The sequence below is a fragment of the Labrenzia sp. CP4 genome (assembly GCF_001579905.1).
GTDB lineage: Bacteria > Pseudomonadota > Alphaproteobacteria > Rhizobiales > Stappiaceae > Roseibium > Roseibium algicola.
The window spans coordinates 5,448,022-5,466,638 of record NZ_CP011927.1; the positions used below are offsets into that span (position 1 = coordinate 5,448,022).

20 protein-coding genes are annotated in these 18,617 nt (G+C 58.6%); 12 read left to right on the forward strand and 8 right to left on the reverse strand.

Annotated features, from left to right (window positions below; translation table 11 throughout):
* Window positions 1–7 precede the first annotated feature (7 nt).
* Entirely contained in the window at window positions 8–553 is a 546-nt protein-coding gene (locus tag ACP90_RS25000) for a hypothetical protein (protein ID WP_062490664.1), read from the reverse strand.
* Window positions 554–673: 120 nt separating this feature from the next.
* Between ACP90_RS25000 and ACP90_RS25005 the strand changes: the two genes are divergently transcribed.
* On the forward strand, window positions 674–1,102 hold the full coding sequence (locus ACP90_RS25005; RefSeq protein WP_062490666.1) for an OB-fold nucleic acid binding domain-containing protein: 429 nt from the start codon (window positions 674–676) through the stop codon (window positions 1,100–1,102).
* A gap of 170 nt (window positions 1,103–1,272) precedes the next feature.
* On the opposite strand, the gene ACP90_RS25010 is transcribed toward ACP90_RS25005, so the two are convergent.
* A complete protein-coding gene (locus ACP90_RS25010; protein WP_145915837.1) occupies window positions 1,273–1,866 on the reverse strand; it encodes a hypothetical protein in 594 nt (197 codons plus the stop codon).
* Between the two features lie 134 nt (window positions 1,867–2,000).
* On the opposite strand from ACP90_RS25010, the gene ACP90_RS25015 reads away from it, so the two are divergent.
* From ACP90_RS25015 to ACP90_RS25035, 5 genes are all read left to right on the forward strand, one after another.
* Window positions 2,001–2,966 (forward strand): hypothetical protein, encoded by a 966-nt coding sequence (locus ACP90_RS25015; protein WP_062490670.1) that lies wholly within the window; start codon window positions 2,001–2,003, stop codon window positions 2,964–2,966.
* A 607-nt stretch (window positions 2,967–3,573) separates the two neighbouring features.
* Window positions 3,574–4,152 (forward strand): hypothetical protein, encoded by a 579-nt coding sequence (locus ACP90_RS25020; RefSeq protein ID WP_145915838.1) that lies wholly within the window; start codon window positions 3,574–3,576, stop codon window positions 4,150–4,152.
* 274 nt (window positions 4,153–4,426) lie between these two features.
* Window positions 4,427–5,425, forward strand: a complete 999-nt coding sequence (locus ACP90_RS25025) for an aldo/keto reductase (RefSeq protein ID WP_062490675.1) — start codon at window positions 4,427–4,429, stop codon at window positions 5,423–5,425.
* Between the two features lie 261 nt (window positions 5,426–5,686).
* Window positions 5,687–6,850: an MFS transporter gene (locus ACP90_RS25030; RefSeq protein WP_062490677.1), complete on the forward strand. Its 1,164-nt coding sequence runs from the start codon at window positions 5,687–5,689 to the stop codon at window positions 6,848–6,850.
* A 128-nt stretch (window positions 6,851–6,978) separates the two neighbouring features.
* Window positions 6,979–7,698, forward strand: coding sequence for a spermidine synthase (locus ACP90_RS25035; protein ID WP_062490679.1), 720 nt, complete (start codon window positions 6,979–6,981; stop codon window positions 7,696–7,698).
* A 10-nt stretch (window positions 7,699–7,708) separates the two neighbouring features.
* Here ACP90_RS25035 and ACP90_RS25040 read toward each other — a convergent pair whose 3' ends face one another.
* Entirely contained in the window at window positions 7,709–8,416 is a 708-nt protein-coding gene (locus ACP90_RS25040; protein ID WP_062490693.1) for a YafY family protein, read from the reverse strand.
* A gap of 183 nt (window positions 8,417–8,599) precedes the next feature.
* Between ACP90_RS25040 and ACP90_RS25045 the strand changes: the two genes are divergently transcribed.
* A complete protein-coding gene (locus ACP90_RS25045; RefSeq protein ID WP_145915839.1) occupies window positions 8,600–8,995 on the forward strand; it encodes a VOC family protein in 396 nt (131 codons plus the stop codon).
* 5 nt (window positions 8,996–9,000) lie between these two features.
* On the opposite strand, the gene ACP90_RS25050 is transcribed toward ACP90_RS25045, so the two are convergent.
* The 3 genes from ACP90_RS25050 to ACP90_RS25060 form a co-directional block, all read right to left on the reverse strand.
* The gene (locus ACP90_RS25050) at window positions 9,001–9,675 is read right to left on the reverse strand and encodes a DUF2161 family putative PD-(D/E)XK-type phosphodiesterase (protein ID WP_062490697.1); all 675 of its coding nucleotides are present in this window, start codon (window positions 9,673–9,675) and stop codon (window positions 9,001–9,003) included.
* A gap of 198 nt (window positions 9,676–9,873) precedes the next feature.
* Window positions 9,874–10,422: a PRC-barrel domain-containing protein gene (locus ACP90_RS25055; RefSeq protein ID WP_062490698.1), complete on the reverse strand. Its 549-nt coding sequence runs from the start codon at window positions 10,420–10,422 to the stop codon at window positions 9,874–9,876.
* A gap of 193 nt (window positions 10,423–10,615) precedes the next feature.
* Window positions 10,616–11,275: a matrixin family metalloprotease gene (locus tag ACP90_RS25060; RefSeq protein ID WP_145915840.1), complete on the reverse strand. Its 660-nt coding sequence runs from the start codon at window positions 11,273–11,275 to the stop codon at window positions 10,616–10,618.
* A gap of 548 nt (window positions 11,276–11,823) precedes the next feature.
* Between ACP90_RS25060 and ACP90_RS25065 the strand changes: the two genes are divergently transcribed.
* Window positions 11,824–12,312 carry a hypothetical protein gene (locus tag ACP90_RS25065; RefSeq protein WP_055657313.1) on the forward strand — a complete coding sequence of 163 codons (489 nt, stop codon included), beginning with the start codon at window positions 11,824–11,826 and terminating at the stop codon, window positions 12,310–12,312.
* Between the two features lie 19 nt (window positions 12,313–12,331).
* Window positions 12,332–12,943: a ferric reductase-like transmembrane domain-containing protein gene (locus ACP90_RS25070; RefSeq protein WP_062491983.1), complete on the forward strand. Its 612-nt coding sequence runs from the start codon at window positions 12,332–12,334 to the stop codon at window positions 12,941–12,943.
* 48 nt (window positions 12,944–12,991) lie between these two features.
* Here ACP90_RS25070 and ACP90_RS25075 read toward each other — a convergent pair whose 3' ends face one another.
* The gene (locus tag ACP90_RS25075; protein ID WP_145915841.1) at window positions 12,992–13,390 is read right to left on the reverse strand and encodes a hypothetical protein; all 399 of its coding nucleotides are present in this window, start codon (window positions 13,388–13,390) and stop codon (window positions 12,992–12,994) included.
* Window positions 13,391–13,800: 410 nt separating this feature from the next.
* Here ACP90_RS25075 and ACP90_RS25080 point away from each other — a divergent pair, with 410 nt between their 5' ends.
* Window positions 13,801–15,348 carry a hypothetical protein gene (locus tag ACP90_RS25080; protein ID WP_062490704.1) on the forward strand — a complete coding sequence of 516 codons (1,548 nt, stop codon included), beginning with the start codon at window positions 13,801–13,803 and terminating at the stop codon, window positions 15,346–15,348.
* A 20-nt stretch (window positions 15,349–15,368) separates the two neighbouring features.
* On the opposite strand, the gene ACP90_RS25085 is transcribed toward ACP90_RS25080, so the two are convergent.
* A complete protein-coding gene (locus tag ACP90_RS25085; protein ID WP_062490706.1) occupies window positions 15,369–16,274 on the reverse strand; it encodes a LysR family transcriptional regulator in 906 nt (301 codons plus the stop codon).
* Window positions 16,275–16,374: 100 nt separating this feature from the next.
* Between ACP90_RS25085 and ACP90_RS25090 the strand changes: the two genes are divergently transcribed.
* Window positions 16,375–17,562, forward strand: coding sequence for an MFS transporter (locus ACP90_RS25090; protein WP_062490708.1), 1,188 nt, complete (start codon window positions 16,375–16,377; stop codon window positions 17,560–17,562).
* Between the two features lie 16 nt (window positions 17,563–17,578).
* Window positions 17,579–18,613, forward strand: coding sequence for an aldo/keto reductase (locus tag ACP90_RS25095; RefSeq protein ID WP_062490710.1), 1,035 nt, complete (start codon window positions 17,579–17,581; stop codon window positions 18,611–18,613).
* Window positions 18,614–18,617: the final 4 nt, after the last annotated feature.

Consider the following 18,617-nt stretch of genomic DNA (forward strand, 5'->3'; position numbering starts at 1 on the left):
CCATTTCTCAAACCTGCCTCAAGCCATCTGACAATCTATAAATGCTGCAGTCGCCCATCACGGTTAGTTCGACAAATTGGCCACGAACCTTAAAGTCCCAGGGCGGCTCTACAAAAGTAGACCACAGCTTTTTTCCGAATTGATCCCAAACGCCAAACTCCAATTCGGCGGCCATCAACACATAGGGGCCGGACTGGTACCAAGCGAAAAAACCGTAGTCGGTTTCGTCTTCCCAAAGCCTCCTCTGTTCTTCGATATTATAACATAGCAGGCGTTCACCAGCGCCGACAAACGCTAAGGAAGTATCTGGAATCAATAGAACTCCGGGGCTGAAAGTTCGCTGTGAATCCTGATACTTTTGGGCAACGATGACGGATGGCCATCCGTTTGCGTTATTGCCTTTTGAGAAGCCCAAGAAGAGAAACCGGCCTTCAGAATTATTGAGGTCGATCTGATCCACAAATTCTGCATGATCGAGGTATGGACCAAAGATGGATGGTAGACTTCCATCCTCGATCCACATTTCCCATTCCCCGAGCTTGATTGAATTCATCTTGCGTATTCCAAGCGTGTTTACACAGTTGAGCCAATAATCCTCATGGGGCTGGAAAGGTCAAATTGGCCTTGTTGCAGTCCTTCCCCGCATGCAGAACGGGTAGCAGCTTCGGGCCGAATGCACGAGACTGCCTTGAAAGGGCTGGCCACTCTTGGCCAGGAAATCAAAGCCGACCGAGTTGCCACTTCCAGCACGGCCTCGGGCGTGATCTTCCTGACGCTGGAGGACGAGACCGGCGTTTCCAACGTGGTCGTCTGGCCGAAGATGTCCGAAAAATTCCGGCCTGCCGTTCTCGGCGGACGGCTCCTCAAGGTCACCGGGCGGCTGGAGCGCGAAGGCATGGTCGTTCACCTGATCGCCGACCACATCGAGAACTGCTCCCGCGACCCGTCCCTTCTGGGCCACCCCAACAACGACGTTCTGGGCCAGACGACCACCAAGACCGATGACGTGCCGGTGCATCTGAAATCAGACGCACAACGCACCCGCGCCATGCACCCGCGCGAACAGGCCAAGCGGCTGTTCCCGAGCTTAGATTTTCATTGAGGGGTGGTGCGTGAGATGGGTGGGGAATGGACTTTCGATGCGACTGCACGCGACTAAGTCGAGGTTCACTAGAGCAGACATTTGATAAGGCGCAAAGAGCTAACTAAACGTCAGTCGGCCGCCACCATCGGGGCGGTGTCAACTGAGTGAGGGAACCTCGCTTTTTGGCGCTAAAGAAAGATCAAATGAAGCTCTGCATCGCTTCCGCTGTCCAAGGGGCTGTAGTTCGAACTCCCAACCCAAACGTAACCAAGAAGCGCCAATAGCAGAACGATCATCGCAAGAATAATTCTCTTTGTCCAGACAAATACTTTCTCCCCTTTCTTTACTCTATTCCACTCAAATTTCAAAAGTGCTTTCGACTCTCGAATGAAGCGACTTTCTACGGCCTTGATCTTCTCGGGGGTGAGTGTTTTGTTGTCGCTAGCTAACAATTCAAACTCATTCATTGCAGCCAAAAGCGCCTTAGCAGGTTGCTCGTCGTCATTAACGCGCAGAGTTATGCCATGGCTGGCCTCGTTCAATAACTTGTAGTTTTCGATTAAGGCGGAATTATCTGAATTCTTTCCAGAATCTCTTGATCTAAGTATATCACAGACCGCATTGATACTGACAAGGTAGTCCACTACACATTTTCGAAGTTGATCGATCCAGATTTGTCTGAATTCGGATACTTTTTGTTCTTTCCCGATGATCAGTCCAAGCATCGACACCAAACCGGCAATCGTCGCAGCACCAACCGCACCTATGCTGACTTCATTCATAATTTGCGTCCTTCATTTACTGCTGATCGCACGCTGAGATTGAAAGCGGAAGTGAGGCGGAGTAGCAAGGTCGGACTTCAACACGAGCCGTTGAGCTTGGCAACGCGCTCAGCGCCAAGCAAGGAACCTTACGGATGCCCGAAAACCTAACTTTTCACTTTGAAGGTGCGCTTGCAGATGAGCACCGCATGAATTTCTATGAGTCTGCGCGATTTCAGTACGCCGCTGCTCGCCTCCTTGTTAAGTTGTCCCAGTTCAGAAGTTCTGGAAGGTTCAACAAAAAAATCTCAAATAAGTCGAACTATGATGTCAGGCTTTTCAGCCAGTCCGTTGGCTCCTTCAACATCAACGTGGAAGACAGCGGCAAAGGTAAGTCCGACGAAGAGTTTATAGACGTGTCGTTAGGTGACTTGGTTGCTTATGTCAGCGAACGTGTAATCGAAAAGATAGATGAAGGGTCGTTGAAAAAAGCTGGACTGATCAGCCGCCGTACAGATGCGGATCAAGCTCAGTCTCAAGTTGATCAGATTACTGAAAGTATCGGTTCTGGCGAGATCAAACTTGGCGAAGTCCCTACAGAAATACGTGATGTTATCAGGCGCCGCCTTGCTGAAGTGTCCAGAGAGGAACGGATGAATGAGAATACGGAATCAATAAAGAAAATTGATTTCGCGCGCAGTCAAAAATTGATAGCCATGTCTGCTCCACTGATAAGTGAAATGGCGACTGCCCTGCGACGGAGCGCGGATTCCCTCGAGGTATCTTCTTCAGTTTCTGGCGCTTCAAAGCCTGTCTTATTCTTGGATCAGAATATGGCTGCAGAAATTGAAACATCCATTGTGGATAAAGAGATTACAGCTCTTTTGTGCGATGTAATTCAATTCAATAAGGACAACGGTTGGGGCAAGGTAAGAATTGAAAATGGAACGGTGATCGTTAGCTTCAGTATTCCATACGATATCCTACCTCGAATCAAGCAAACTTTGATAGACACCATGAAAAAGGATCAGGTTTATCTCCAAACCTATTTTGTTCGTGATAGAGCAGGCGATGTTATTCGCCTCATAGTTGCCGGCATCTTGCCGACTCCTACAAATTGACTGAGGCTTCTGTGGTAGGCTGGTTAAGACGGGGATGAAGAGAGACTGGCACCAAGTGTATGTCGGAAAGGCGGGTTGCCTCCGCAGTATTCAAGACCTTGGTCAAGTGTCCGCTGAGGGCCGGAAACGCTTAAGTTATGACGAATCTGTGACTTCCAGCGGTATTCTTGCAGAGTCTGCGATTGCAGCAGTTAAAAAGCTTGACGCCTGTTGCAGGGACATAAAAGCCCCGTTTGTTCACCGCTTCCCCCAAAGTTGCTGTGAGCTTATTTCAGTCCACTTGGGTTTGATTCTGAAGAAGGCAAGTGCGCTGCTCTTTTCGATATTTACCCTGAAATTGAATCTATTCTGGCGGTGTTTACGAGTTAGGCTGAAGCGCAACTCACAACTAGTGGCTGCTATTGGGAAGCTACAGCGCAGCATCGGCAAGCTTGGTAAAGGTCAGCTTTGGGCCGCTTGTATCCATCAGGCATCACCCAATGCCAGAATTGGTGTGCCGTACTGCTGCAGGGCAGCTTGGAACTCAAACCTACCTGATGCTAAACCCTAGATTGCACCCAGGCGACCAAGTCGCTAGATGGCTAGAGATCCACCAAAAGGAACTAATATGGGATTTCGTATCTGTTATCTTGCGAGCGAGGCTTTGCCGGACGAACTAATTGATAAATTGGGTTTAACGAAGGGTGACCCGGTCGAAGAGATGCCAGATGGCAATTGGTGGACTGCAAGACTCAACAGCACCGGTTGGACCATCCTATGGTCAGAGGATGAAGGCTTTGGGCGAAGCGTTCGAGATCAGGTTGCCGAACTGTCCCAGAAGCATCGGACATATATCTGCGAAGTTAACGAAACGGTTATGTGGAGCTCTTCCGAGTTATGGCAGAATGGTCGACAGATTTGGAAAGTCACTCACGCCGGAGACGGTGAACACAGGTTCGATCTATCCGAAATCGGAGAACTTCCAGCAACCTACAACGAATTGAAGCAACGTCACGTTCTGGCTCAAGTGGATAAAGAGGAAAACATTGATTATGCCTTTGAAATCCCGCTTGACCTGCCTGCATTGGAGATTGGCTTCAGGCATGATAATTACTTAGGAGCTGAGGATGTCGAGGTGTTTAATATTATCACTCTGAAGAGCCCGAAGATAACACGAAGCTTATTGTCCCGCATTTTTGGCAAATAACCCGCAAAGACAGTTCTGTCCGCAGCGCCAGCGCCTGGTTGCTAGCTGCCTTCTCTGATGCAACGAATGGTGGCTTCAGCGGTTCGCATCGCAGAATAATTTTGGCAGATGGATGTCCGCTCCGGACCAAAAGCAGAAGCCTGCCCCAAAAAAGCTTGGCCACGCTTAACCGCAAAACCAACACCCACTGAGCTGCCACTTCCGCCCTTTCAGCGGCCGGGACAATGGCTTAAGAAAAGAACTCTTCAGCTTTTCCAGCACGTAGAGGGGACACATGGAACAACGCAGATTGGGCGCCAACGGGCCGGAAGTGGGTGCCATCGGCTATGGGGCGATGTCCTTCTCCGACATGTACGGGCCGACGAACGAAGCGGAAAGCCACGCCATTTTGAATGCCTGCCGCGATCTGGGTGTCACGCATCTGGACACGGCCAATGTCTACGGCATGGGCAAATCGGAAAGCGCCCTCGGCACCTATCTGAAAGCCAATCCGGGTGCGCGGGACGAATTCGTGATCGCGACGAAGGCCACGATCACCACCGATGCGGACGGCAACCGCAGCTTCGACAATTCGGCGGAGCACCTTGAGGCCGAGCTGGACAAGTCGCTGCAGCGGCTCGGAGTGGAGTGCGTGGACCTGTTCTACGCCCATCGCCGCGACCCGCGCTTCACACCGGAAGAAACGGCAGTCAATCTCGGCCGGCTGGTTGAAAAGGGCAAGACCCGCGCCATCGGCCTGTCGGAAATCGCGCCGTCTACCCTGCGGCGTGCCATGAAGGTGTTTCCTGTCGCGGCCGTTCAATCGGAATATTCGCTTTCCACGCGCGCGCCCGATCTCGGGCTGGTGCAGGCCTGCGCCGAGCTTGGTGTTGCCATGGTGGCGTTCTCGCCCGTGGGCCGCTCGCTGCTGACGGACCACCCGATCCCGCGCGAACGGATCGCCGAACTGCCGTTCCTCAGCACCAACCCGCGGTTCATGGAGCCGAACCTGACGGAGAACCTGCGCATCATGGAAGGCTTCCGCAAGCTTGCGGCGGAGATGGGCACGACGGCGGCGGGGCTGGCGAATGCCTGGCTGCTGACCCGCGGACCGCATGTGATCCCGATCCCGGGAACGCGCTCCGTGGAACACCTGCGGGAATGCATCTCGGGCGCGGCGCTGACCCTCACGGCAACGGATCTGGAGCGTATCGAGGCTGTGCTGCCCGTCGGCTGGGCCCACGGCGACCGCTATTCGGAAGCTCAAGGCATCGGGCCGGAGCGCTATTGCTGAGCTGACCACCCAGACCGACAACGTGCCGGTGCATCTGAAATCGGACGCACTGCGGGCCTGGGCCGTGCAGCAGAGGCGGCCCATGCAGCAGAGCCAGGACATGCATCCGTGCGAACAGGCCAGGCGGCCGGTCCCGAGCCGGGAGTTTCATTGAAGCCATAGCGTCACCCGGAACCGCGCATCCTTGCCGGCGTCCGCACAAATGCGCAGCTTGCGCTCAAAGGACAGCCGTGTACTGCTAGCGGGCAAGGGAGGACGTTCATGATATCGAACCGCTGGCTGATACTGGCCGTCCTTTTCTTTGCCCGCTTCACGATGGCCTTCCAGTTCCAGTCGATCGGCGCCCTGTCGCCGCTCATCATCGAGACTTACACGGCGGACTTTTCCGATATCGGGCTGCTGGTCGGGCTCTATCTGGCTCCGGGTGTCGTCATTGCCATTCCCGGCAGCGCCATCGCCGTGCGCTTCGGCGACAAGCGCGTGGTTGCACTCGGCATGGTCATGATGCTTGCCGGCGGCGCCCTGACGACCCTTGTGACGGACTGGAACGTGCTTGTGGCGTCCCGGCTGCTGGCCGGTGCCGGCGGGGTCATTCTCAACGTCGTCATGACCAAGATGCTGGTCGACTGGTTTGCCGGCAAGGAGATATCCACCGCGATGGCTATCTTCATCAATTCCTGGCCCGTGGGCATTGCCGCCGCCCTGCTCACGCTGCCCCTGATCGCCGCCTCCGGCGATCTCACTCTGGCCTGGTGGGCCGTTACCGTGGTCATTCTGGCAGGGCTGGTTCTGCTCCTTTTGTTCTACCGTTCGCCCATGGGCGCAACGACGGCACCAAGCCTGCGGATCGCCCAGCTTCCCGTCTACGCCCTGGTGCTCGCCAGCACGATCTGGGCCCTCTACAACGCGGCACTGGCCATGGTGTTCAGCTTCGGCCCCGCGCTGCTCAAGGACCAGGGCTGGACGCTGGCGGCGGCCGGCTCGGTGATCAGTGCCTTCATGGTCGTCTTTTCCATCGCCGTGCCGCTTGGCGGCATCCTTGCCGACAAGACCGGCCGGGCAAACGCGATCATCATCGTCAGCCTCGCCGCCTTTGCCGTGCTGATGCCCCTGGTCCCGGTTCTGCCGCCCTTCGCCGTTGCCGGGGTCTTTCTGATCGTCGGCGGACTGTTCGCGCTTGCGGCCGGGCCGATCATGACCCTGCCGTCGTCCATTCTGCCGCCTGCGAGCCGCACCTTCGGGATGGGTGTCTTTTTCTCGATCTATTACGTGGTGATGATGGTTGCCCCGCGGGTTGCCGGGCAGCTGGCGGACTGGACCGGAAACGCCGGCATCGCGTTGATCGCGGGAGCCGGTATGGCGGCCTTCTGCATTCTCGTCCTGTTCCTGTTCGGCAAGGCACGGCGCAAACTGGCACCGGCCTGACGGACGACGGCGAAGTTCCCGCCGGCTGAAGGCGCTACCGCCTTGCCTTTGTACGCGCGCGGGATATTTCGCCGGCTCAGCTGAAATCATCTCTTTCCAAAACGGTGCCGACCGGTCACGGTGCCCGGATGAGTGCTTTGTTTGAAGAACTGGACTACGCCCCGACACCAATCGGCGCGATTTCCCTGCGCCGTCGGCATATCCTGGCGCTGAAGACCGACGTCTTCGAAATCCTCCTTGGCGAGGAACACCTGATGTCGAGCCTGTTCACTGCCTCGGAAATCGCGCTGGCGGACAAGGGGCTTGCGGCCCTCGGCGGCGACACGCTGGACGTGCTGGTAGGCGGACTTGGGCTTGGTTACACCGCGCAGGCCGTTCTGGCCCATGAGAGCGTTGCCGACCTTACCGTGGTTGACCTTCTGGAGCCTATCATCCGCTGGCATGAGGAAGGTCTCGTGCCAATGAAAACCGAGCTTGCCGACAGCCCGCGCTGCCGGCTGGTGCAGGGTGATTTCTTCGCCATGGCAGCCTCGGAAGACGGCTTTGATAGAGACCAGCCCGGCCGCCAGTATGACGCTCTGCTGATCGATATTGACCACACCCCGGAACGGCTGCTGCATGGCGGGTCCAAAGGCTTTTACACGCCCGAGGGCCTGCGCGCCGTGCAGCGTTTCGTGAAGCCGGGCGGGATCGTCGGGCTGTGGTCGGACGAAGCCCCGGATGAGGCCATCACGGCCTTGCTTGGTCAGGCGTTTGACGCGGCCTGGGCCGAACCGGTGGTGTTCGCAAATCCCCTGCAGGACGGGCGCGAGGTGACCCAGGCCGTCTATCTGGGGCGCAAGGGGTGAGTTGGCTCAATCAGCCGCGCGGGAAATAGCTTTCCCGCTCGGCATCCATGGCCTTCCGCCAGCGGTCCTTTAAAGAGCCGCGGCTTTCCGGATAGCGTTGATCCAGCGCCTCGGCAAAGGTCATGCGGTCGGTGCGGAAATAGCGGAAGCCCTGGCGCAGCTCGCACCAGGCCGCAAGGATGCGGCCTTCGTCCCGGTAGCCCAGCAACACGGGCCAGACCACGCGCTTACTCTCCTTGCCATCGCCGTCGCGGTACCCCAGCGACACCTTCCTGCCTTCCAGAATGGCCTGCCGCAGCATGGCCGCATCGACCTTGTCTTCTGCAGCCGGGCTGACAGGCCGCACGCTCATCGCGGCTGCCGCGATGTGGCGGCGCAAGGGCCCGGGCGTGATGGCCTCTATCTTGGCGATCAGGTTTTCCGCAGCCCTGGCAAGTTCCGGCTCGGCGCGGGTGGAAACCCACAAGGCGCCCAGAACGGCGGCATCGATTTCCTCGGCTGTCAGCATCAGGGGCGGCATGTCGAAGCCCTCTTCCAGAACATAGCCGACACCGGCTTCGCCCCGGATCGGCACGCGCTGCGCCGTCAAGGTGGCGATGTCGCGATAGACCGAGCGCTTGGAAACCTCCAGCTCGTCCGCGATCGCCTGCGCCGACACCGGCTGGCGCACCCGGCGCAGGATCTGGATGATTTCAAACAGTCTGTCCGCGCGCCGCATGGCCCGTCTCCCCGGCACGATGCTGCCAACACGGTGTCAGCAGGGGGCCTTTATAGGACCCGGACACCAGAGTTGAAAAGCGTCCGGAAGACCATGACCCGAAACCCGACAAAACACCTTTTGTGGATCCTTGCGATCCTTTTTCTGACAAGCGGAACAGCGCTTCATGCGCAGGAGACAGACATGACAAATTCACAAGCAGCAGCCGTTCAAAGACTTGGCGTCTATGTACTATCCAGCGACCTGCGCCGTTCACGTGAGTTCTACCAGGACCTCTTCAGCGCCGCCCCCACGGTGGATACGGACGTCTTCATCGGTTTTGATGTGGCGGGGGGCCTCTTCGCCGTCATTTCAAAACAGACCTTCGCGCCGGACGCCAAGCTCGGCGGCAACACCGTGCCCTATCTAAAGGTCGACGACATTCAGGCGGCCCTGCAGCACGTCGAGACAGTCGCCCCCGATGCGCTGAAGGCCCCCGGCCTGATCAGCGAAGGGCCGATCAGCCTGTTCAAGTTCACCGATCCGGATGGCAACATCCTCGAATATTATGCGCTCAACATGCCGATCGACGGGCTTTAGAACTGCTATCCGGCGGTTTCGTCCGGCGTGCCCAGAGACGCCAGTCCCTTGGGCGTCAGGGCATAGATGCCTCTTTCCACCCGCTCGAACCACCCGTAGTGATCGTCGGCCATCATGCGGGTTGCCGTGGCAACGCCGGTTGCCCTGGCGACATCCGCACCGCGGCTGGGGCCGTTGGTGGAAAGATGTTCCGCGCAGCGGATCGCGTCCTGCCGGTAGGCTGTCACGAGCTTGGTGCGCGTCGAACCGCCGGTGTTCGGGTCACCGACCCGGCGGGCAAACTCCCGCAGGAGCCGATCCTTGCGCGCCCTGGACTTGCGCGGGGTGAAAGGCGCCGGGTCCAGGTGCACCTCGACAACGCCATCCGGCAGCCTGACGGTGATCACGCCAAGGCCCAGCCTTCGGGCAAGCTGCAGGTTCTTCTTCAGGGACTGCAGAAACTGCCGCCCCTTGCCCCGGACAACGGCAACATAGACCGCGTCGGTCACCGACTGGCGCACGACCGCCTGATGAAACAGGCTCAAGGTGAACCCGGTCTTGAGTTCGACAATCACCGGATCCGCACCCTCACGGCACGCGACGATATCGGCCGAACCGACTTCGGCCTTCACCTCGTATCCCTGCTCAACAAGAAAAGCTTTGACCGGCGGATATAGCTCGGTTTCCAGAATGCGCCCCATGGCGGCATCCTACGTGCGAAGCCATGGGCGGGCAATCTTCCGGCTGGGGCTGCCGGGCGAAATCCAACGAAAGGATCCGCCGTGGCGCTTGAGGGGTCGGAGCCGAAAGCTGGCTCTTTCAAAAAAGACCGGACCACATTGTGTGACCCGGTCCGATCCGTCCTTGCACGTTCCAGATGAGAACGCAGGCAGCCATGGTTACTGCGCCGTCTGAGGTTCGCCCACTGCGGGGGCATTCAACTGCTCGGCCTCCTGCCGTGCCTTTGCAGCTTCTTCCGCCTGGCGTATCTGCAGTGACGTCAGAAACGCAGGAGCTGCATCAACCTCGTCCAGAGAGGCCTTGATCACCAGCGTCTGGTCACCCGGCTCCACCTTGCTGTGCTCGACCGCATCATAGGGAACGCCGATCAGCTTGGTGCCGAGGCCCAGAAACCCTCCTGCCTCGATCACGACACCAACGACCTTGCCTTCGCCATCGATCTCAAGTGCGGCCACCTCGCCAATCGTGTCGCCAGCTGGATTGGTGACCTCCTGCCCGATCAGGTTGCTGGAAAGCCAATGACCGGATTCCTGCTGGGCAAGGAACGGGGTCACGCCTTCGAACGCGATCTCAGGCGCATCGCCCTCGGGCATTGTTTCCTGGATCATCGGGTCTGCTTCGCGGGGCTGAGAGGTCTCCTGCGCCAGCGCGGGACTGAGCGACAGCGCCAGGGCGGCGATTGTGGCCGGAACGATGTTGCGTTTCATGATTCACTCCCTTGTTGCCGCGCCGGCAGAGCAGACAACCCGTTCGCCCTCACCGATGCGTAGACAAACAGATAGGAAGCAAAATTGGCCTTTTCGGGCAAAGGCCTGATAAAATTAGCTATTAAATATCAGCAGGTTACCCATTGACGCTTGACGGGGCATACCCGCAAAACGTGTCAATTTGATGATCGATTCAATCTATACGGGCACCATATAGCCACCGCACTCCCTCGATATCGCTCGGCTGCAGACCCTCGAAGGTTTCCCGGTACTTGAAGTGCATGATCGAGCTCTTGCGAAGGTAGTGATCAAGGCCAATCGCATGACCGATTTCATGGGCAAAGGTGTACTGCAAATCGTAGGTCTTCAAATCACCGTCGAAGCCGATTTTCCATTTGTGAACCGGATTGAGACAAACGGCAGACCGGGTGATGCGGGCAAGCTTGGCCGCCGCCGTGGCACCTGACCGTGCTTCCGGTTGCCGGCCGGGTTTTCCGAGACCCCGGTCCGAAACGTCGGTCACATTCGACTTCGGACGATCTGCAAAGTCGGACTGAAACCTGACGTTGGTGAACGCAAATCCCCTTGGAATGGACTGCACGCCCAGCAGAATATCTGCTGCGTTCACGTCCGCGATCTCTTCGAAGGTGAGCCCGCTGACATTTTGCCAAAGCTGGAAAGCGAGCGACGCCTGGCGCCGCACGTCCTCAAGGCCCAGGGAACTCAAGCGCGCAAGGCGCGCAAGGCTGTCCATCGCCCCGCAATTTCGTGCTTTCTCCTGCACGATGGGCTGCTGCACGAAGGCATAGGTGACGTGAGCCGGCGTGCCGAGCTCCGCCTTTCCCCATTTCACGAGATGTCCTTCCAGCTTGAGCGGGGCAAAACCTGCAGCGTTGCCTGCCAGTGAAGGAACCAATGAACAAAAAGTCACAATTGCAGCGATGAGGAAAATGAAGCCGGTCTTCAATGTCTCACTCTTTGGTCGTTCAAGGGTCGGGTAAGACTGCTGACCGTAACGCCAAGGCCGCGTCCTGGATCAGTTTACAATGCGGCAGCTTTACCGCGCCTTGCGAAGGCCCTCAGGCCTGCATCCAAGAGCCAACACCAAGGCAACTCTCGGCTTCTTGCATCTGTGCCGAACGTTACGTCACATTGCCGGCGAAGAAAATCCGGAAAAATCCCATGCAGACGCGAAATCCCGAGAAAATTTCAAGCGATTGAAAAATTGCAACAGTCCAACCGCCCGAAAGCGATGCCGTTTGCTCACGCAGGTGTGAGCACGATCGGCCGAATGAAACGTCCCGATGCCTCGGAAATGCCCGGAAACACCCTATACTTGAACATCGGACGCGCCCGGTGCCCACAAGGAGCCGGGCCCAAACGCCCGACAGGAGATTACTCATGACATCCGGTCTCATTACCCGCCGAAACCTGCTTGTCACCGGAACCGCCCTGCTGGTGTCGGGTGCATCCGGGTTGAGTGTTCCCGCACAGGCCAAAGGCGTGGCGCCGACAGCGTCGATGCGGGGCGGGTCCAACAACTATCGGCCCGGTGCGCCCATTGTCGACAGGATCGGCGGGGGCGGCTTCTGGATGAGCGGAACCGTGCGGCGCGCAGGTGACGGTGCCCCTCTGGCAGGCCAGCGCATCCAAATCTGGGCACATACGACCGAGGGGAACGAACGCGACCAGCGCAGCCATGGCGCGACGCTCACCGATGCCAATGGCGTCTTCCGCCTGGAAATGCCGCAGATCGTTCCGGCCTTCGGCCAGCCCCACGGGCATCTGGCCTATGACAGCGGGGAATTTGAAACCGTCTTTCTGCGACCGGTGATGAGAAGCTCGGCCGATACCAGCCTGGAAGCACATTTCGTGCTGCAGCCTGCTTGACCCGGACTTGCCCGACGGCATGAACCGCCTTCGTGCTCTTCTGATATGGGCCATCCTGGCAACGATCCTTGCTGTGCCCCTGCTCGCAGCGGCGGCAAGCCCGCTGCTGCAATGGCGCCAGCCGATCTATATCGCGGCAGGCTTTGCCGGCATCACAGCGATGGCGCTGCTCTTGTTGCAGCCCTTGCTGGCTGGAGGTTATCTCCCTGGCGCTGAAGGCCTGAAGGGCAGGCGCCTGCACCGCTGGACCGGTTCGTTGCTGGTGCTGGCAATCATCCTGCATGTCGGCGGGCTCTGGATCACCAGTCCACCGGATGTCATCGACGCCCTTCTCTTCAGATCACCGACACCCTTTTCCGTCTGGGGTGTGCTTGCCATGTGGGCCGTATTCGCCGCAGCCTTTCTTGCCGCGTTCCGGCGAAGCCTTGCTCTTTCTCCCCGCCTCTGGCGCCGGCTGCACACCCTGCTGGCCATGGTGATCGTCGCCGGCAGCGTGGTTCATGCGCTGTTGATCGAGGGCATTATGGAGACATACTCCAAAGCAGCACTTTGCGCGCTGGCCGTAGCCGCGACGGTGAAGGTGATTTTTGACCTGAAGATCTGGGCGAGGCGTTCACGCGGGGAAAGCTGAAACTCCCTCGCGCAGCGGGCCAGGCTTCAATTTATCAGCTCATGAACCCTAGAACTGGGATGCCCAGTAGCCGAAGGTTATGTTTTTCGGATCCTGTGGCAATTTCTTGATCAACGCTGTTTGCGGGTTCGTCAGAGGGCCGCTGTTCTTTCCATCGATGTAACGGCGCCGAAAATTCTGCCTGCACGCACCGAATTCCGCCGTGCGGATAATCTGTTCGCAAAGATACAGAACCGTTCTGGTGCTTGGAGTTTTTAAATCCACGTTTTCCATCAAGAGCGGATAGATTTTTAAATAGTCTTCACGCGCTAGTACGCGACCGCAAATGACATCAACGGCATACTCCGCAAAGGGAACTTCGGAGATAGCAGCTCCGAGGCCTTTGCACGACAAATCAAACAAAGACACGCTGTTTGGGTCGTCAACTGAATTCAGGTTACCGGCCATTTTACCCCCCCAACAAAAAGTATCAAATACAACCATCGAAAAAACTTCTCGTTGAAGAAAGTAGTCCCGAAGTCTTTCGCAAATCAACACGTAAAAGTTCGTTGACGACCACACCGGAAGGGCCTCTGGCGAAGAGAGGATACGTCGAGGTTCATCATTTCACGTAGCGTAAGTACTCAGTTCGAAATGGCAGCGCCGCACGTCGCTTGTCTGCCTTTTTCCGCAATTTCTAATGTAAATTTTGCGCCGGAGCGCCGCGTCTCAAGCTGTGTGTGAACGGCCGTTCCCATGCTATGTTTTTGCGGAATTCTGTTGCAAATGAAAGAGCAGCTCGCCTGTTGTCTCGCCTGAGGAATTTCATCCTGAGAAACAGTGCAGCTGCTACGCCCTTTTCGAAAGCCTGATTTGCCATGCCCTTCCGTTTTCCTACCCGGCCCTTTTTCTTTCTTGCCACACTGCTGCTGTGCGCCCAGAGCGCCTCATCCGCTGAGTTGACGCTTGTCTCCTTCCGCTACAGCAATGCTGCGCCGGTGGTGCATCTGCGGCTGGGAGGGGAAATACGGGCGGAGGACGGCGAGCGCGTGGAGGAGGCCTTCGCGCAACTGGCGCGCTGTTCGGGTGAGGCCTGCAACAACGATTTTGGCGGGCCGCGTGCCGTCGTCTCGCTGTCGAGCCCCGGCGGTTCCTATTCAGCCGGAGTAAAGCTGGCGGACTTCTTCAGAAACAACACCATCGCAACAGTGGTCGAAGCCGGAGACAGCTGTGTTTCGGCCTGTGCCATGGCGTTTCTGGGCGGCTCGTCCTTCTGGCCGACCGGCGGCATCGGCACCTTCATCGACCGCACCATCGAACCGGGTGCAAGGGTCGGTTTCCACTCGCCCTATTTTACCGAAGAGACTGCGGTTGCCGCCGTCCGCAGCGGTCAATTGGGTCAGCTGCTCGAGCTGACCCGGCTTGCGATTGCCGACATCGTCAAGAACCTGACACGCTACTCGGTCAGTCAGCATGTGCTGGACCGGATCATCAGCATGGGGCCGGAAGGATTTTATGAAATCGATACGCCCGCCGCGCTCTTTGCGATCAGGGCGCAACTGCCCAGCTTCGACCCGGCCCTTTTGAACATCCCGTTCGAGAACCAGATCCTGAACGTGTGCAGCCGCCTGGCCGCGCTGCACTACGAGCAACCCCTGGGCCTGCTCGATGCGTCGCTGCTGGAAAATACCAACGATGGCCGCACACCGGAGGGTGACAGGATCAGACTCTACGACCTTGCCGACCGGCCGCTCAACGTTGCTGGCTGCGGCGTTCCGCGTGACAAGCAGTCCGGCACCATCGATACCATGTCACTCTACCGGCTGGTCAGTGACGGCGAAATCTTCGAGCCGCTGTTGTCGTTTCACAATTCGAAAGACGGCGGCTGGTCGTCGCTTGGTTATCGGGGAGGACGGGCAACGGACGCTTTCATCAAGCTGGGGCCGCTCAACCATGTGCTGATGGCTCCGGACGAAAAGCTGAACGACCTGCCACGCGCGGTTTGGGAAGAAATAGAAGCCGCCAAAGGCCGGGTCGCCAACCCGCACCTGCCGAGCCACAGCCGCCCCTGGCCCGTGGAAACCATGGCCGCCACACAATGGTCGCGCAGCTACCTTGGCGAAGGGCTGACGATTGTCGAACAGACCGGCCCGGCGAAGCTCTTTGAAGAGCTGGCCGAGCAGGCGGAAGGAACCAGCATTCTCTATAGCCAGGACAAGCCGGACACTCTGGTACGGTCCGGCGAGGACACTGAGACCGGCACCTCCTACTACTGGCTCGCCCTTCGCTCCGGCAACCGGGTCGCCACCATTCGCGTTGAAGCGCCCGTTCCGGCAGCAGGCCTCACCAACGCCCAGAAATCCCTCATGAGCCTGGTGGCCTGCTCAAGCGATTTCGAAGGCGTTCATCTGGGGTGTTTCAAGTAAGGCGGTTCGAAAGCCGCGCGTCAGGACACGGCGCCATGTTCAGCGAGAAAGTTCAGCAGCACGCGGACACGTGCCGGCAAAGGGCCGCCCTGGCCGGTGTAGACCGCGTGGAAGGCTTCGCTGTCGTCTGCATAACACTTTTCAAGAACCGGCTTCAGACGTCCCGCGGCGATGTCAGCACGTACCGTAAAGGCGGCCAGACGCGCCAGCCCAAGGCCGTTGATCGCCAACCGGCGGATGGCCTCGCCGTCGCTCGCCTGAACGCGCCCGGGCGGGCAGACTGCTATCGGTTCGTCGTCGCGCAGAAAGCGCCAGGTATCGACTTCCCGCGGATAGTTGAACCCGATTTTTCTGTGCCCCTCCAGATCCGCGACGCAGGCAGGTTCTCCGACACGCTGAAGATAGTCAGGCGAGGCGACGATCAGCATCGGCGTTTCGCCGAGCTTGCGTGCTACCAGGCTGGAGTCCTTGAGCGGCCCTGCCCGCACCACAACATCCGTCCGCTCCGCGAGAAGGTCGATCAAGGCGTCGGTCAGAACGATTTCGAGAGAGATGTCGGGGTACTGCTCGAGGAACACAGGCAGGACGGGCTCAAGAATGTGGGTCGCATAGGAGGCGCTGGTGTTCAGCCGAATGCGGCCGACCGGCTGCTCGCCCAACCCTGCCTGCCGTTCCGCTTCATCGATGCTTGAGAGAATTTCTCGCGCACGCTCGTAAAAGACACATCCTTCGGCCGTCAGGTCCAGGCGTCGGGTGGACCGGTTGAAAAGCCGTGCACCAAGCCGTGTCTCGAGCCGGGAAATCAGTTTGCTGACTGCAGACTGGGTCATCCCCAGGTGCCTGGCTGCGTGGGAAAACCCGCCTAGTTCAACAACCTGAACAAAGACCTCCATCTCACCGCTGCGGTTTATGCTGGCGCGCGACATATGACTTCAATTCACTTATTATATTCATTTCGGGCGTATAGTTCATGATATGAGCACTGCCTAGGTTCCGTCCATCGAAATTTCATGGACCGGATCCAAAATGCCCCTTGCTCTTTATGCACTGGCGGCCGGAGCCTTCGGCATCGGCGTCACAGAATTCGTCATCATGGGCCTTCTGCTAGAGGTCAGCCGCGATCTTGGTGTCTCGGTCGCCGCAGCAGGAATGCTCATCTCCGGCTACGCCCTCGGGGTCGTGGTCGGTGCGCCCATCCTGACCGTCTTCACCGCGACCTGGAACAGGAAGCGCGTGCTGATCGGCCTGATGGTGATCTTCATCATCGGGAACGCCGCCTGCGCGCTTGCGCCCAGCTACGACCTGCTGATGGCAGCCCGTATCCTCACGGCCCTCGCTCATGGAACCTACTTCGGTGTCGGCTCGGTCTTCGCCGCCTCCATGGTCGGCAAGGAAAAGCAGGCGTCCGCAATTGCCATCATGTTCACAGGGCTGACGCTTGCCAACATCCTCGGCGTGCCTGCCGGAACCTGGCTTGGCCAGCAATTCAGCTGGCGCATGACCTTCTGGGCCGTGACGCTGATCGGCCTGGCCGCACTGGCCGTGCTCATTCTGCTCGTGCCGACGGATCGTTCGCGCGCCGCACAATCCGGCTGGCGGGCCGATCTGAAGGCCGTGTCGCGCGCCTCCGTCCTTCTCGGCTTCCTGACCACGGTCCTGGGGTTTGCAGGCGTCTTCACCCTGTTCACCTACATCGCCCCGTTGCTGACGCAGGTCAGTGGATTTGCCGACACGGCAGTATCCCCGATCCTGCTGATCTTCGGCGGGGGACTGGTCGCCGGAAATCTCCTGGGCGGGAAACTTGCCGACATCAGACTGAAGACCGCGCTCATCGGCAGCATGGCAGCCCTGGCACTCGTGCTGGCGGTCATGTCTGCCGCCTTTGAAAACCAGACCGCGGCCGTGGTGCTGACGGGACTGCTCGGCGTGGCGGGTTTCGCAACGGTTCCTCCGCTTCAGTCCTGGGTTCTGTCGAAGGCCGTTGGCGCCGGAGAAAGCCTTGCCTCCAGCCTGAACATTGCCGCCTTCAATCTCGGCAACGCACTTGGAGCCTGGGCCGGAGGCATGGCCATCTCCCGCGGGCCCGGACTTGAAAACCTGCCTCTGGTCGCCGCGGGCTTCCCCCTCCTCGCAATCATGGTCGCGCTTGCCTCCTTCGCGATCGAGCGGCGGAGCGCGCCCTCCCCGATCTCCACTCACCAGACTGCCAGCTAGAAAGGGCATCACCGACATGGACTATCGCTATCTTGGAAACTCCGGGCTCAAGGTTCCCGCTCTCAGCTTCGGTGCCGGCACATTCGGCGGCTCCGGCCCACTCTTCAGTCATTGGGGCACAACGGACGTCGCAGAAGCGCGCCGCCTTGTCGACATCTGCCTCGAGGCCGGCGTCAACCTGTTCGATACCGCGGACAACTACTCCGAAGGCGCTTCGGAAGAAGTGCTCGGTGAAGCAATCAAGGGCCGCCGCGACGCGGTGCTGCTCTCCACGAAAATGAGCCTCCCGCTGGGGGATGGCCCCAATGATGCAGGTTCTTCACGCTTCAGGCTGATCAGGGGTGTCGAGGCTGCACTCAAGCGCCTTGGAACGGACTATATCGATCTTCTGCAACTGCACGCATTCGACGCGTTCACCCCGGTGAAAGAGGTGCTGTCCACGCTCGACCAGCTCGTCCGCGACGGGAAAATCCGCTATATCGGCGTTTCCAACTTCTCCGGATGGCAGATCATGAAATCGCTGGCCGTTGCGGAGAAACACGGCTGGCCGCGCTATGTCGCAAACCAGGTCTATTATTCTCTCGTCGGACGGGACTACGAGTGGGACCTGATGCCTCTCGGCGCAGACCAGGGCCTGGGCGCCATGGTGTGGAGCCCGCTTGGCTGGGGTCGGCTGACCGGCAAGGTCCGCAGGAACAACCCGATCCCCGAGGGCAGCCGACTGCATGAGACCGCAAGTTTCGGACCTCCCGTGGAGAACGATCTGCTCTATTCGGTCGTCGACGTCCTGGATGCGATTGCCGAAGAAACCGGCAAGACAGTCCCGCAAGTGGCGATCAACTGGCTGCTTCAACGCCCCACTGTCGCGTCGGTCATCATCGGGGCGCGCAACGAAGCGCAACTTCGCGACAATCTGGGAGCAACGGGTTGGGTGCTGACGGACGAGCAGATTGCCCGTCTTGATGCTTCGAGCGCGCGAACTGCTCCCTATCCGCATTTTCCCTATCAGAGGCAGGAGGCTTTCGCACAGCTCAACCCATCCCTGGTCTGACGGG